The 13,025-nt window shown below is 58.9% G+C and carries 11 protein-coding genes; 9 read left to right on the top strand and 2 right to left on the bottom strand.

From position 1 onward, the window contains the following. The first annotated feature begins 18 nt into the window (after positions 1–18). The 5 genes from AC5SEO_RS13045 (at position 19) to hflX (ending at position 7,021) form a co-directional block, all read left to right on the top strand. Positions 19–2,280, top strand: coding sequence for a sensor histidine kinase NtrY-like (locus tag AC5SEO_RS13045; protein ID WP_003512916.1), 2,262 nt, complete (start codon positions 19–21; stop codon positions 2,278–2,280). Next, positions 2,270–3,634, top strand: coding sequence for a nitrogen assimilation response regulator NtrX (ntrX, locus tag AC5SEO_RS13040; RefSeq protein ID WP_003512918.1), 1,365 nt, complete (start codon positions 2,270–2,272; stop codon positions 3,632–3,634). Before AC5SEO_RS13045 ends, ntrX begins: the two co-directional genes overlap by 11 nt. A gap of 50 nt (positions 3,635–3,684) precedes the next feature. Beyond that, the gene (gene trkA / locus AC5SEO_RS13035) at positions 3,685–5,061 is read left to right on the top strand and encodes a Trk system potassium transporter TrkA (protein WP_174068327.1); all 1,377 of its coding nucleotides are present in this window, start codon (positions 3,685–3,687) and stop codon (positions 5,059–5,061) included. Positions 5,062–5,245: 184 nt separating this feature from the next. Continuing rightward, positions 5,246–5,488 (top strand): RNA chaperone Hfq, encoded by a 243-nt coding sequence (hfq, locus tag AC5SEO_RS13030; RefSeq protein WP_003496145.1) that lies wholly within the window; start codon positions 5,246–5,248, stop codon positions 5,486–5,488. Positions 5,489–5,596: 108 nt separating this feature from the next. Beyond that, positions 5,597–7,021 carry a GTPase HflX gene (hflX, locus tag AC5SEO_RS13025; RefSeq protein ID WP_174042493.1) on the top strand — a complete coding sequence of 475 codons (1,425 nt, stop codon included), beginning with the start codon at positions 5,597–5,599 and terminating at the stop codon, positions 7,019–7,021. Positions 7,022–7,221: 200 nt separating this feature from the next. Here the strand turns inward: hflX and mazG are convergent, their stop codons facing one another. Both mazG and AC5SEO_RS13015 read right to left on the bottom strand, forming a co-directional pair. Beyond that, entirely contained in the window at positions 7,222–8,067 is an 846-nt protein-coding gene (mazG, locus tag AC5SEO_RS13020; protein WP_111783090.1) for a nucleoside triphosphate pyrophosphohydrolase, read from the bottom strand. Between the two features lie 64 nt (positions 8,068–8,131). After that, positions 8,132–8,719 carry a deaminase gene (locus AC5SEO_RS13015; RefSeq protein WP_038490910.1) on the bottom strand — a complete coding sequence of 196 codons (588 nt, stop codon included), beginning with the start codon at positions 8,717–8,719 and terminating at the stop codon, positions 8,132–8,134. Positions 8,720–8,981: 262 nt separating this feature from the next. Here AC5SEO_RS13015 and cysG point away from each other — a divergent pair, with 262 nt between their 5' ends. Genes cysG through AC5SEO_RS12995 form a run of 4 tightly spaced genes read left to right on the top strand, consistent with a single transcriptional unit; the run spans position 8,982 to position 12,948 of the window. After that, the gene (gene cysG, locus AC5SEO_RS13010; RefSeq protein WP_174042494.1) at positions 8,982–10,445 is read left to right on the top strand and encodes a siroheme synthase CysG; all 1,464 of its coding nucleotides are present in this window, start codon (positions 8,982–8,984) and stop codon (positions 10,443–10,445) included. Further along, positions 10,438–10,752, top strand: coding sequence for a DUF2849 domain-containing protein (locus tag AC5SEO_RS13005; RefSeq protein WP_003512933.1), 315 nt, complete (start codon positions 10,438–10,440; stop codon positions 10,750–10,752). The genes cysG and AC5SEO_RS13005 overlap by 8 nt, the downstream gene beginning before the upstream one ends. 8 nt (positions 10,753–10,760) lie before the next feature. Beyond that, positions 10,761–12,431, top strand: a complete 1,671-nt coding sequence (locus AC5SEO_RS13000) for a nitrite/sulfite reductase (RefSeq protein ID WP_003512935.1) — start codon at positions 10,761–10,763, stop codon at positions 12,429–12,431. 10 nt (positions 12,432–12,441) lie between these two features. Further along, positions 12,442–12,948 (top strand): DUF934 domain-containing protein, encoded by a 507-nt coding sequence (locus AC5SEO_RS12995; RefSeq protein ID WP_038492802.1) that lies wholly within the window; start codon positions 12,442–12,444, stop codon positions 12,946–12,948. Positions 12,949–13,025 lie beyond the last annotated feature (77 nt).

Below are 13,025 nucleotides of genomic sequence, written 5' to 3'. Positions count from 1 at the left end.
AGCGATTGGGAGAAATGCATGCGGAAACCCGCCGCCGAAAAAGCCGTTGCCGAAGACGCAGCGGGAATGGTGGTAGCCGATCGCAGGATGTCTTTCGCTCTGCCGGGGCTGGTGCTTGCCGGTGTCGCCCTTGTTTGCGCCATACTGACGCTTTTCGTGCTTCTGGGCGTAACACCGATTGCGCCGACATCGAATGTCGTCATCGCCTCGGTCGTCATCAATTCGGTCTTTGTGATCGGACTGATCTTTCTCATCGGTCGGGAAATCAACCGCCTGCTGAAAGCGCGGAAAAAGGGCAGGGCGGCGGCACGATTGCATGTGCGCATCGTCGTGCTGTTTTCCATCGTTGCGATTACACCGGCCGTTCTTGTCGCCATCTTCGCCAGTCTGACGCTGAATGTCGGTCTCGACCGCTGGTTTGCGCTACGTACCCAGTCGATCGTCGATTCCTCCAGCAATATCGCCCAGGCCTATATGATGGAGAATGCCGGTTATCTTCAGGGACAGACCCTGTCGATGGCCACCGACCTCGACCGCAATCGCGCGCTCTTTTATCTCGACCGCACCGGCTTCGTCGATCTCATGACCCGTCAGGCCAAGGGCCGTGGTCTTCTCGGCGCATTCCTGGTGCAGGAAGACGGCGACGCCGTCGCGCAAGCCGATATCAAGACGGAAAAGCCGCTTCCGGCCATTCCGCACGATGCGCTTGAAAAGGCCGCCGCTGGTCAGCCAACCCTTATTCCGCCTGGCATCACCAATCTCGTCGGCGCCATCATCAAGCTCGAGGGCATCAGCGGTACGTTTCTTTATACCGTGCGTGCCGTCGATCCCAAGGTGATGGGCGCGATGCGGCTGATGGAAGAGAACCGCGCCGAATACAAGGCGATGGAGGCCGGCCGTGCGCCGTTGCAGATTGCGTTTGCAATCCTTTATCTCGGTTTCGCGCTGATCGTGCTTCTGGCGGCGATCTGGACCGCGATTGCGGTGGCCGACCGTATCGTGCGTCCTATCCGTCTCCTCATCAGCGCCGCAGACAGTGTCGCCACCGGAAACATGCATGTGCTGGTTCCCGTTCGCGCCATCGATGGCGACGTTGGCCGCCTGTCGCGCACCTTCAACAAGATGGTCTCGGAACTGCGCAGCCAACAGGAACAGATCATTGAAGCGAAAGACGACATCGATGATCGCCGCCGCTTCATCGAGGCCGTATTGTCGGGCGTTACCGCCGCCGTTATCGGCATTGATGAAAATCGCAGGATCACCATCGTCAATCCTTCGGCTGAAGAATTCGTGGCGCTTTCCTCCGACCAGCTGATCGGTGCGCAACTATCTGATATCGCGCCTGAAATCGAAGAGGTCGTGACCGAGGCCAACACCTGGTCGCGCGGCAATTTCCGCAAGCAGATCAACATCATGCGGCGCGGCACCGAACGGACGCTCAATGTGCAGGTGACCCGTGAGGATGCACGCGACAGCCGCGACAGCTACGTCATCACGCTCGACGATATCACCGATCTCGTCATTGCCCAGCGCTCGACCGCCTGGTCCGACGTCGCGCGGCGTATTGCGCATGAGATCAAGAATCCTCTTACACCTATCCAGCTTTCCGCTGAGCGCATCAAACGCCGCTTCGGCAAGCAGATCGACGAGAACGATCGCGCCATCTTTGACCAATGTACGGACACCATCGTCCGGCAGGTTGGTGACATCGGCCGGATGGTGGATGAATTCTCGGCCTTTGCGCGCATGCCGAAGCCCACGAAGGAAAAGTCGGACCTCCGTTCGATCTTGAAGGACGCGGCATTCCTGCGCGAAATAAGCGCCGCAGACACGAAATTCTCGACGGAATTTGGCGATGTCCCGCTGGAGGGCATGTTCGATGCCCGCATGCTGGGACAGGCGTTCGGCAATCTCATCAAGAATGCAACGGAAGCGATCGAGGCGGTGGAAGGCGAAAAGCGGCCAGGTAAAATCCTGGTGCGCGCATCCTTCGACGAGGCCAATTCGCGGTTCGTGGCCGACATCATCGACAATGGCAGAGGCCTGCCCGTCGAAAACCGTCACCGCATTCTCGAACCCTATATGACGATGCGGGACAAGGGCACGGGCCTCGGCCTCGCCATCGTCAAGAAAATCATCGAAGAGCATGGCGGGTATCTGGAACTCCACGATGCCCCGCCGGAGTTCGACCATGGCCACGGTGCCATGATCAGAGTGCTGCTGCCCTATATCGAGGCGGTCGGCGGCAAAAATAACAAGGAAGCAGCATATGGCGTCTGATATTCTGGTCGTGGATGACGAGGCGGACATTCGCGAAATCGTAGCGGGTATTCTTTCCGATGAAGGCCACGAGACGCGTATGGCGTTCGACAGCGACAGCGCGCTGGCCGCCATTTCCGAACGCGTGCCGCGTCTCATCTTTCTCGACATCTGGATGCAGGGGTCGAAGCTCGACGGTCTGGCCCTGCTGGATGAGATCAAGAGCCGCCATCCCGATATCCCTGTTGTGATGATTTCCGGTCACGGCAACATCGAAACCGCCGTCAACGCCATCAAGCGCGGCGCGTTCGATTTCATCGAGAAACCGTTCAAGGCAGACCGCCTGATCCTGATTGCCGAACGCGCGCTGGAGAACTCCAAGCTGAAGCGGGAGGTGCAGGAACTCAAGAAGCGCACTGGCGACGCGGTTGAACTCGTCGGCGCGTCGCTTGCGGTTTCCCAACTTCGCCAGACCATTGACCGCGTGGCGCCCACCAACAGCCGCATCATGATTCTCGGCCCCTCCGGTTCCGGAAAGGAGCTGGTGGCGCGCATGGTGCACAAGAAATCCTCGCGTGCCACAGGACCTTTCGTTGCGCTGAACGCTGCGACGATCACGCCGGACCGCATGGAAATCGCCTTGTTCGGTACCGAAGGTCTGCCCGGGCAGCCGCGCAAGGTGGGCGCTCTGGAAGAAGCCCATCGCGGTGTTCTCTATCTCGATGAAGTCGGCGAGATGCCGCGCGAAACCCAGAACAAGATCCTGCGCGTGCTGGTCGATCAGCAGTTCGAGCGTGTCGGTGGCGGCAAGCGGGTAAAAGTGGATGTGCGCATCATCTCCTCAACCGCCCATCACCTCGAAAGCCTGATCGCCGAAGGCCAGTTCCGCGAAGATCTATACCATCGCCTCGCCGTGGTGCCAGTGAAGGTGCCGGCGCTGTCCGAGCGGCGTGAGGATATTCCTTTCCTCGTCGACATGTTCATGCGGCAGATTTCCGAACAGGCCGGCATCCGCCCGCGCAAGATCGGCGATGACGCCATGGCCGTTCTCCAGACGCATGACTGGCCGGGTAACATTCGCCAGCTCCGCAACAATATCGAGCGGCTGATGATTCTGGCACGCCCCGAAGGCGGTGAGGCACCAATCTCGGCAGACATGTTGCCGGCGGATATTGGCGACATGCTGCCGAAGATTTCGGCGCAAGGCGATCAGCACATCATGACCCTGCCGCTGCGCGAAGCACGTGAAATGTTCGAGCGGGACTATCTGGTTGCCCAGATCAACCGCTTCGGCGGCAATATTTCGCGAACGGCGGAATTTGTCGGCATGGAAAGATCGGCACTGCATCGCAAACTGAAATCTCTCGGCGTATAAGAGACGAAGGCCCAAGTCGTCGTAATCGATTATTCCGTCAGAGAGACAGCATGAAAGTCATCATTTGCGGCGCAGGGCAGGTGGGTTACGGCATTGCCGAACAACTGTCGCGCGAGGATAATGAGGTATCGGTCATCGATACCTCCGCGACCCTCATTACCGCCATTACAGAGACGCTGGATGTGCGCGGTTATGTCGGCCATGGCGCCCATCCCGACATGCTGGCAAAGGCGGGGGCGGACCAGGCCGACATGATCATCGCCGTGACCCTGCATGACGAGATCAATATCGTCGCCTGCGAAGTTGCGCATGCGCTGTTCAGCGTTCCGACCAAGATCGCCCGCATCCGCGACCAAAGCTATCTGAAACCGGAATATGCCGATCTGTTCAGCCGCGAAAACATGTCGATCGACGTGACGATTTCGCCTGAAGTCGAAGTCGGCAAGATGGTACTCAGGCGCATCGCCTTTCCGGGTGCCACCGATGTCGTGCGTTTCGCCGACGACACGGTCTTCATGCTGGCAATCGAGTGCATGGAGGACTGCCCGGTCATCAACACGCCGCTGCAGCAGCTTTCCAACCTCTTTCCGGACCTTATCGCAACCGTGGTGGGTGTCTACCGGAACGGCATCCTCAAGGTCGCGCACTCCTCCGAGCAGCTGCGCGTCGGCGACCTCGCTTATGTCATCTGTCAGCGCCAGCACGCACGCCGCACCCTTGGCCTCTTCGGCCATGAGGAGCAGGAGGCGCAGCGCATCGTGATTGCGGGCGCCGGCAATATTGGCCACTTCGTCGCGCAGAAGATCGAGGAGTTGCAGCCTAAGACGCGGGTAAAGATCATCGAGGCGGATCGCGACAGGGCTATTGCCGCATCGGAACAGCTCAGCAACACCATTGTCATGCATGGTTCGGCGCTGGACCAGAAGATTTTGCTGCAGGCCGATATTCAGGATGCGGATCTGATCGTGACGCTCACCAACAGCGATCAGACCAATATACTGGCGGCGGTGATGGCCAAGCAGCTCGGCTGCAAATCCAACCTTGCATTGTTGAACAGCTCGTCCTTTCACGAGGTTGCGGATTCACTCGGTCTCGACGCCTATATCAATCCCCGGGCCGTTACCATTTCGCGCGTTCTCCAGCATGTGCGCAAGGGCCGTATCCGGTCGGTTTATGCCGTTCAGCGCGGCTCGGCGGAGGTAATCGAGGCAGAGGCGTTGGAGACTTCGCCGCTGGTCGGCCAGTCCTTTCGTGACATCGATATGCCTGATGGCGTGCGCATCGGCGCGATCTATCGCGACGGTGTGGTGATCCGCCCGGACGGCAGCACGAAGATCAAGGCGAAGGACCGCGTCGTGCTGTTTGCATCTGCCGATGCGGTGCGCAACGTGGAACAGCTTTTCCGGGTTTCGATACAATATTTCTGACTGTTTCGAATCGAAAAAGCAGGTCAATACTCGTACTCATTCGGCTGTTTTCGCCGTTGCGGAACAGGACACGATTTGATACCAGAGTTGCAGGTCGGCCAAGCGGGGGACTAGACTCGGCCGGCTTATTATTGATTGATTATTTTCCGGTATCCCTGCCGGCAAAAAAGAAAGAAGCGGCGCCATGGCGGAACGTTCTCAAAACCTTCAGGATCTTTTCCTCAATACCGTTCGTAAGCAAAAGATTTCGCTCACGATTTTCCTGATCAACGGCGTCAAGCTGACGGGCGTTGTCACCTCCTTCGATAATTTCTGCGTGCTTCTGCGCCGTGACGGTCACTCGCAGCTTGTTTACAAGCATGCGATCTCCACCATCATGCCCGGCCAGCCGATGCAGATGTTCGAGAGCGAAGAAGGCGCAGCCTGATCAGGCTCCCTCAACGGTATCTTCGATATAAGCCGACCTGAACCGGGAACATTTCCGGTTCAATCAGGTTAATCCAGATAGTCGTCCGCACTGATGCGGTCGGCTGCAATGTCATTTCTTGATAAGGCTGAACCCATTACGACGCGCGACACCTCGAACGAATCGATCATCCCCGAACAGGAAAAGCACCGCGACGACATGCGTGCGGTGGTCATCGTGCCTGTCCTCAAGCAGCAGCGCGAAAGCCGTGATGCGGTGGCGGGTCCGGTTTCTCCTGTACGGTCTGTTGAGGCCAAGCTTGAGGAAGCAAAGGGGCTGGCGCTCGCCATTGATCTTGAGGTGACGCAAGGTCTTGTCGTGCCGGTCAACCAGCCGCGTCCGGCGACATTGTTTGGAACCGGCAAGATAGAGGAAATCGGCCATCTTCTGGATGAAACCAATTCCGGTCTGGTGATCGTCGATCATCCTTTGACCCCGGTGCAGCAGCGCAATCTTGAAAAGCAGTGGAATGCGAAGGTCATCGACAGGACGGGCCTGATCCTCGAAATCTTCGGCCGCCGTGCCTCCACCAAGGAAGGCACGTTGCAGGTCGATCTTGCGCATCTGAACTATCAGAAGGGCCGCCTCGTCAGAAGCTGGACCCACCTTGAACGCCAGCGCGGAGGCGCGGGCTTCATGGGCGGTCCGGGTGAAACGCAGATCGAGGCCGACCGTCGGCTGCTGCAGGATCGCATCGTCAAGCTCGAGCGCGAGCTGGAGCAGGTCGTGCGCACCCGCCAGCTTCACCGCGCCAAGCGCCGCAAGGTGCCGCACCCGATCGTGGCGCTGGTCGGTTATACCAATGCCGGCAAGTCCACCCTCTTCAATCGCATTACCGGTGCTGGCGTTCTGGCGGAAGACATGCTGTTCGCAACGCTCGATCCGACCTTGCGCCGCATGAAGCTGCCGCATGGCCGCACGGTTATCCTGTCCGATACCGTCGGTTTCATCTCCGATCTGCCGACGCATCTCGTCGCCGCTTTCCGCGCAACGCTGGAAGAGGTGCTGGAAGCCGATCTTATTTTGCACGTGCGCGACATGTCCGATCCGGATAATGCCGCCCAGTCGGCCGATGTGCTGCGCATTCTTGGCGATCTCGGCATCGACGAAAAGGAAGCCGAAAAGCGCATCATCGAGGTCTGGAACAAGGTCGATCGTCTCGAACCAGAAGCGCATGACGCCATCATTGAACGTGCCGAGGGCCGCTCCGATATTCGTGCCGTTTCGGCGGTCACGGGCGAGGGCGTCGATGCCCTGATGGACGAGATTTCCGGCCGTCTGTCAGGTGTCCTGACGGAAACGACCGTAGTCCTCTCCGTCGAGCAATTGCCGCTGATCTCCTGGGTCTACAGCAACTCCATCGTGGATAGCCGTGAAGACAATGAGGACGGTTCGGTTTCGCTTGATGTTCGCCTTTCGGAAGCGCAGGCCACCGAGCTGGAACGGAAGCTTGGAAAGTCGACCATCCGCGAGCGGGAAGACTGGGAGCAGTAAACGCTCCCAGAACGATTGCGGTATATTCCCTTATACTCAACGTCATCCTTGGGCTTGTCCCAAGGATCTAGACACACAGATACAATCAGGACGTCGCAGATGCTCGGGGCAGGCCAGAGCGTGACGCAGGAGAGGTCTAGATTTTCGTCACCACTGTCGAAAGCACCGGGCGCTCTGAATTTTTCGGCATATCTGGGTTATCAGGACGAAACCATATCCAGCGAGCGTTCGATGCGTTTTGCCGCCTGCCACAGGTCTTCCATTCTCTCAAGGCTCGCTTCCTGAAGCGTTTCGCCATTTTCGGTGAGCGACGTCTCGATGTGATTGAAACGCCTCCGGAATTTCGTGTTGGTGCCGCGCAGCGCGTCTTCCGGATCGGCCTTGACGTGACGGCCGATATTGACCAGCGCGAAGATGAGATCGCCAAGTTCATCAGAGACCTTCTCCGGCTTTCCCTCCGCTAGCGCTTCACGCAGTTCGGCGATTTCCTCCTCGATCTTGTCGAGAATGGGGGCTGGATCCGACCAATCGAAACCGACACGCGCAGCCTGTTCCTGCAACTTCAGAGCCTCGGTCAGAGCCGGCTGGCTACGCTGCACACTGCCTAAAAAGCCGGCCTTGAAATCCTCGGTGATACCGCGGCGGGCGCGGCGTTCCGCACGCTCGCGCTTTTCCTCGGCCTTGATCTGGTCCCATTGCAGCTTGACGCTGTCAGGCGTATTGGCGGCGGAAACGGCAAAGACGTGCGGATGGCGGCGGATCATTTTGGACGTCACGGCCTCAACCACGTCACCAAAGGCGAATTCGCCCCGTTCCTCGGCGATGCGGGCATGGAAAACCACCTGCAGCAACAGGTCGCCCAGTTCTTCGCAAAGATCGTCCATATCCCTGCGCTCGATGGCGTCGGCAACCTCATAAGCCTCTTCGATGGTGTAAGGCTTGATCGTCTCGAAGGTCTGGACGACATCCCAGGGGCAGCCGGTTTCCGGCTGGCGCAGGGCTTCCATGATCTCGATCAGGCGGGAAATATCCTTCGAGGCTTCCATAGTCTTTCAAACCTTCGTTCTTTATTTTCATACATATCCAGGCGGAAAACCGTCTAGAAATGCTCTAGTTCAGCGGAATATCGTTGCCGCTCTTCGATGACTGATAGCTGGTGGAAAGCTCGTCATAGGCAGCCTTGATGCGGGCCGTCTGCGCCTTCAGCTCGGTCTTCAGCGGATCGTCTTCGCTCTCCACCAGATCGGCAATGAAGAAAGAGTTCCAGAAGGCGTTGCTGCGGCGATACCCGCCCGGCTCCAGCCCGAAAACTTCCTTGAGGATTTTCAGGTCGTGCGGAATGGCGAAAGCGTCGCGCGAATCCTCGTGGCTGAAAAAGGAGTAGAAATTGTCGAAGCCGGCCCAGGTGATGGCGGACATGCACATGGTGCAGGGTTCATGGGTGGAAAGGAAAATCAATTCCTTGGTGTTCGGCTTCTCACCCAGCTCGTAAAACCGCTTAAGCGCGTGCACTTCGCCATGCCAGAGCGGGTTTTCCAGCTCGTTATTCGTCTCCGCGATCACCAGCGACAGGTCGGATTTGCGCAGGATCGCCGCACCGAAAACCTTGTTGCCGAGGCTGACGCCGCGTGCCGTCAGGGGCAGGATATCGTGTTCGATGACATCGAGAAGACGGGCGGCAATTGTCGAGCTGGTCAAGGGTCTGATCCTTCGTACCGCCTCAGGGTGAAGCGGTTTTTGCATGGAGAAATCGACGAAAATAGTCCCTTCTTGTTCGGCGCGAGGGCCTGGTTTGTCAAGGGATTCTCATGGGATTTCGAGGCGTTCGACAGGGTTGATAAAGGTGCGCCGGTTAGTTTTCCTCAAAAACAGGGGTGTTCGAGAAATAAAAATCCAGGTGTCGGAAAGGCTTGAATTTCTGTTTCTTCAATCTTGCGCCGCAATGCGGGATAAATGCCCGATGCACAACGAACATGATTTTTCCGCTTCTGGCGATCGCCTTTCGACCTTCCCCGCGTTCTTCCGGGTTGAGGGACGGCAGGTCGCTGTTTTCGGCAATGGCGACGAGGCCTTTGCGAAGGTAAGGCTGCTTGCCAATACCAATGCACATATCATTGCTTATGCCGACGAGCCGGAAGCGGATTTTGCGCGCTATATCAGCGAAAACGGCATCGATCATCGGGCCTTGAGTTTCGCAGGCCCACTGATTGAAGGCGCGACGCTGGTTTTTGCCGCCACTGGAGACGAGGCACTGGACCGTGAGATCGTTTTGGCTGCGCGCGCCAAGAAAATCCCCGCCAATGCGGTGGATCAGCCGGAGTTCTGCGATTTCTTCACGCCCGCACTCGTCGCCCGCGCACCCGTCGCCATCGCCATTGGCACCGAAGGCGCCGGCCCGGTTCTTGCCCAGATGATCCGTGCACGCATCGATCAGATGCTGTCTCCGTCGCTGGGCAAGCTTGCGCGTCTCGCCGTGCAATATCGTGACGCCGCCGAGCAGAATGTTCCCAAGGGCGCGTTGCGGCGCAATTTCTGGCGCCGGTTCTTTTCCGGTGCTGTCGCAGATGCCGTCGCTCTCGGCGATACATCATCCGCCCGCCATGCCGCTGACCGTTTGCTGCAATCGCCCGAGCGCAGCGAAGGCCGCGTCTGGCTTGTGGGCGCTGGTCCCGGTGCTGAAGATTTGCTGACGCTGCGCGCGCAGCGCGTGCTGATGGAAGCGGATGTGATCGTCTATGATGCGCTAGTGCCGCAGGCAATCGTTGACATGGGGCGCCGCGACGCCGAGCGGCTGTCCGTCGGCAAACGCAAGGGGTGCCACAGCAAGTCGCAGGATGAGATCAACCGCCTGCTGGTGCGTCTTGGTAAAGACGGCAAGCGCGTCGTGCGCCTCAAATCCGGTGATCCGCTGGTCTATGGCCGGGCGGGAGAGGAAATGGCGGCGCTGCGCGATGCCGGTATCGGTTACGAGATCGTTCCGGGCATCACCTCCGCCTTCGCCGCTGCTGCGGATTTCGAATTGCCCTTGACGCTGCGCGGTGTCGCTTCGTCGCTGATTTTCACCACCGGCCACGATCTGACCGGCGATGTCCTGCCGGACTGGGCGCGGCTTGCCGTCTCCGGCGCTACCATTGCTGTCTATATGGGCCGCAGCGTTGCCGCGTCGGTCGCGACGAGGCTGATAGAGGCAGGTCTCGGCGTGGAAACGACCGTAGCCGTCATCGAAAATGCCAGCCGCGCGGATCGCCGCCTGCTGCATGGCACTTTGAACGATCTGCCCGACCTCGAACATCGCGACGAACTGACCGGTCCGGTCATGGTCATCATCGGCGATGCGGTGGCGGGCGCCAATTTTGACAGGTCCGAGGCGCTGGCGCTTGTTGCGCGGCCAGCGAACCTTAAAAGGGAGTATGCAAATGGCTGACAAGGTTTTGACCGCCAACCGCTTGGGCGATGGGATCGCTGTATGGCTCGATGCCAATGGCGAATGGACGGAGAACCTGCAGGACGCAATCGTCGCCCGCCACGCAGAGGCCGTCGCTTCGTTCGAGGAAATCGGCAAGCGGGATTTTTCCGCCAACAAGGTCGTTGACGTGAATGTCATCGACGTGGTGGAGGAGAATGGCAAGCTTTGGCCGACGCGGCTTCGTGAGCGAATTCGCGCCGCTGGCCCGACCATGCACTATGCCAACGGCTTCAAGCCGGCCGATGCAGCATTCATCGCAGTCTGAGGAAGAATATGTACCGTTACGACGAGTTCGATCATGCATTTGTTGAAGGCCGCGTGGCACAGTTTCGCGATCAGGTCGAGCGCCGGTTGTCCGGCGAGCTTGCCGAGGACGCGTTCAAGCCGCTGCGCCTTATGAACGGTGTCTATCTCCAGCTCCATGCCTATATGCTGCGCGTCGCCATTCCCTACGGCACGCTGAATTCGCAGCAGATGCGGATGCTGGCCCATATCGCCCGCAAATATGACCGGGGTTACGGCCACTTCACCACCCGCCAGAACATTCAGTACAACTGGCCGCGCCTGTCCGACACGCCCGATATCCTCTCCGAACTGGCAAGCGTGGAAATGCATGCGCTGCAGACCTCGGGTAACTGCATTCGCAACGTGACCGCCGACCATTTCGCGGGCGCCGCCGCAGACGAGGTCGCCGATCCGCGTCCTTATGCGGAAATCTTGCGTCAATGGTCTTCCGTGCATCCGGAGTTCTCGTTCCTGCCGCGCAAGTTCAAGATCGCTGTAACGGGCGCCGAGCGCGACCGCGCCGCGATTCAGGTTCACGATATCGGCCTGCATCTGAAAAAGAACGACAAGGGCGAGATCGGTTTTGCGGTCTATGTCGGCGGCGGGCAGGGCCGTACGCCGATGATCGCCAAGAAGATCCGCGACTTCCTGCCGGAAGAAGACCTGCTGTCCTATACCACGGCCGTCATGCGCGTTTACAACCTGCACGGCCGCCGCGACAACAAGTACAAGGCGCGTATCAAGATCCTCGTGCATGAAACCGGCGCAGAAGAACTGGCCCGCCAGGTCGAGGTCGAATTCGCGGAGCTGAAAAACACGGAATTGAAGCTGCCGGATGCCGATATTGCAGCCATCACCGCCTATTTCGCACCGCCAGCATTGAAGGACCGTCCTGAAGGCTGGGAGAGCCTGGCGCGCTGGAAGCGGGCGGATGAGGGTTTTGCCCGTTTTGTCGAGCAGAACGTCCAGCCGCATAAGCATCCGGACTACGGCATGGTGACGATTTCCCTGAAGCCGATTGGCGGCATTCCCGGCGATGCGACCGACGAGCAGATGGAACTCGTCGCCGATATCGCCGCCGAATACGCGTTTGACGAAATCCGCATCAGCCACGAGCAGAACATCATCCTGCCGCATGTGGCACTGGCCGATCTCGAGCCGGTCTATCGCGCACTTGTAGGAGCCGGACTGGCGACTGCCAATGCCGGGTTGATCACCGATATCATTGCCTGTCCCGGGCTGGACTATTGCGCGCTTGCCAATGCGCGCTCCATTCCGGTGGCGCAGGAAATCTCCACCCGTTTTGGCGCGCCGGAACGTCAGGCGGAAATCGGCGAGCTTAAGATCAAGATTTCCGGCTGCATCAATGCCTGCGGCCACCACCATGTCGGCCATATCGGCCTTCTGGGTGTTGAGAAGAAGGGTGCGGAACTCTACCAGATCACGCTTGGCGGATCGGGTGATGAAAACACCTCGATTGGTGAGATCATTGGCCGCGGTTTCGAGCCGGAAAAAGTGACCGACGCGGTGGAAACCATCGTCGACACCTATCTGGGCTTGCGTCTTTCGAAGGAAGAAACCTTCCTCGAAGCATATCGCCGCGTCGGACCGCAGCCGTTCAAGGATGCGCTCTACGGTTCCGCCGCTGAAGCCGCCTGAGGAGATTGCCATGACGAAAATCTGGAACCGCGACGGCTTCGTGGAAAACGATCCCTGGGTGATCGAAACGGAAGAAGTGAAGGCAACTGCCGAGCAGAAACCGGTGCTGTCGCTTGCTGATTTCCTTGTCCGTGCGGCTGAAAGCAATGATGTCGGCCTCGGCGTTCTGATTGCGCCTGCCGACGATGTCACCCGGCTCGAGCCCTATCTCGACCGTATCGACCTTGTCGCCGTCAGCTTCCCGGCCTTCAATGACGGGCGTGGTTTCAGCCATGCCTCGTTGCTGCGCAGCCGTCTTGATTTTGCCGGCGAGGTGAGGGCGGTTGGCGATGTTCTGATCGACCAGGTGCCGCTGATGCTGCGCACCGGCTTTACCAGCTTTGCGGTGACGAACGAGACGGCGATCCGCCGCCTCTCCGAAAATCGCCTGCCGGAAATCCCGGTCTATTACCAGCCGACGGCCCTTCCGGCCAACGGTGGAGAGGCCTATAGCTGGCGCCGCCGTGCGGCCCAATGACGCGTTGCGCGGAAATATGAGTTTTAGATGCATATTTTCTGCGCGCATGGCAGTATTGATATTCTCATGCCTTCAAA

The sequence above is a fragment of the Agrobacterium sp. K11 genome, from assembly GCF_059429395.1.
The sequence above is the reverse complement of the archived record's forward strand: the minus strand, read 5'-3'. Positions and strand labels throughout refer to the sequence as shown.

Bases quoted from the DNA above. Each gene is read 5' to 3' on its own strand.
- AC5SEO_RS13045 (WP_003512916.1), top strand. From the start codon at position 19: ATGCGGAAACCCGCCGCCGAAAAAGCCGTTGCCGAAGACGCAGCGGGA.
- ntrX (WP_003512918.1), top strand. From the start codon at position 2,270: ATGGCGTCTGATATTCTGGTCGTGGATGACGAGGCGGACATTCGCGAA.
- trkA (WP_174068327.1), top strand. From the start codon at position 3,685: ATGAAAGTCATCATTTGCGGCGCAGGGCAGGTGGGTTACGGCATTGCC.
- hfq (WP_003496145.1), top strand. From the start codon at position 5,246: ATGGCGGAACGTTCTCAAAACCTTCAGGATCTTTTCCTCAATACCGTT.
- hflX (WP_174042493.1), top strand. From the start codon at position 5,597: ATGTCATTTCTTGATAAGGCTGAACCCATTACGACGCGCGACACCTCG.
- mazG (WP_111783090.1), bottom strand. From the start codon at position 8,067: ATGGAAGCCTCGAAGGATATTTCCCGCCTGATCGAGATCATGGAAGCC.
- cysG (WP_174042494.1), top strand. From the start codon at position 8,982: ATGCACAACGAACATGATTTTTCCGCTTCTGGCGATCGCCTTTCGACC.
- AC5SEO_RS13005 (WP_003512933.1), top strand. From the start codon at position 10,438: ATGGCTGACAAGGTTTTGACCGCCAACCGCTTGGGCGATGGGATCGCT.
- AC5SEO_RS13000 (WP_003512935.1), top strand. From the start codon at position 10,761: ATGTACCGTTACGACGAGTTCGATCATGCATTTGTTGAAGGCCGCGTG.
- AC5SEO_RS12995 (WP_038492802.1), top strand. From the start codon at position 12,442: ATGACGAAAATCTGGAACCGCGACGGCTTCGTGGAAAACGATCCCTGG.